Source organism: Phocaeicola sp. RTP21198st1_B8_RTP21198_201120, from assembly GCF_040929485.1.
Lineage (GTDB): Bacteria > Bacteroidota > Bacteroidia > Bacteroidales > Bacteroidaceae > Phocaeicola > Phocaeicola dorei.
On sequence record NZ_JBCOCI010000527.1, the window covers coordinates 1 to 1,071 of the forward strand.

The 1,071-nt window shown below is 45.6% G+C and carries 2 protein-coding genes; both read right to left on the bottom strand.

All coding sequences use genetic code 11. The features are described 5' to 3' along the window. Positions 1-836 (bottom strand): cellulase family glycosylhydrolase (locus tag AB5935_RS27820; protein ID WP_368328077.1); only part of this gene is annotated, 836 nt, incomplete at its 3' end. Positions 837-859: 23 nt separating this feature from the next. After that, positions 860-1,071 (bottom strand): RagB/SusD family nutrient uptake outer membrane protein (locus tag AB5935_RS27825; RefSeq protein WP_368328078.1); only part of this gene is annotated, 212 nt, incomplete at its 5' end.

A 1,071-nucleotide genomic window follows, 5' to 3' on the forward strand; every position in this document is an offset into this window, starting at 1 on the left:
CAGATAACCGGACGATCAAACTGCCTCATGAAAGCGATGAATTTTTCCATTTCTTCAGGTCCATAATAACAGTGAAAGGTCATAACGTCACAATTCTCACCCAGAAAACTGATAATCGGCAAATTACTGCGTGTGCCATGTCCTCCGGGATAAATCCATATCGGAGACGACAGCGGTTGCGAGGGATTCACCTCACGTGCCCAACGGAACACTTCGCGCAACAATGGCATACTGTATGCTTTCTGCTTGAAGTTTTCCGGTTCGTTATATAAACACCACAATAAAATACGATCATCTGCCTTAAAGGTAGTCATCACATCTTTCACGTAACGTTCCAGACGCGGATACGTTGACGGATCATTGACGGATGGCGCTCCGGGACTCTGTATCCATTGAGAGTTATGAACACCCTGTACAGAAGCCGGTTGTACACCGAGTTTCGGACTCTCAAAACGCCCGCCATTCGTAAAGAAAGTGACGATGGCACGCATGCCATGTTTCTGACAAATACCCAGAAATGTATCCAGTCGTTGTTTAAACCCTGCCGGATCCGCTTCCCACACCATATCATGCAGGAATATGCGTACCGTATTGAATCCGAGTTCCCCGGCACGTCCCAACTCCAACTCCATGGTTTTCGGATCAAAAGTCTCCTCTTGCCACATCTCAAACTGATTGATTGCCGTAGCAGTAACGTAGTTGATACCCACCGGCCATTTTTGAGATGCGTACCATGCGTTTGCTTTTTCCGTCGACCATCTTTCAGCCTGTTGGGCGCAGCCGGTTGTTGTCAATAAAAAGAGAATTGTTACAATCAATATATTCAATCTATTCATAAGAAATCAAATTAATTAAGTTGTTAATACCCAGGATTCTGGTCTTTTGTCTGATCCAATGCCATATTATAATTAAATTCATCGGTAGGGATAGGCCACCAGTAGGCTGCATCTCCCACTTCGGATAAAGCCGAAATACGTCCGGCAGCCAAAGCTGCTTCTGCAAGCTTTCCACAACGCTTCAGGTCATTGTAGCGTTTACCTTCAAAAATCGTTTCGTAGCCACGCTCCTGCA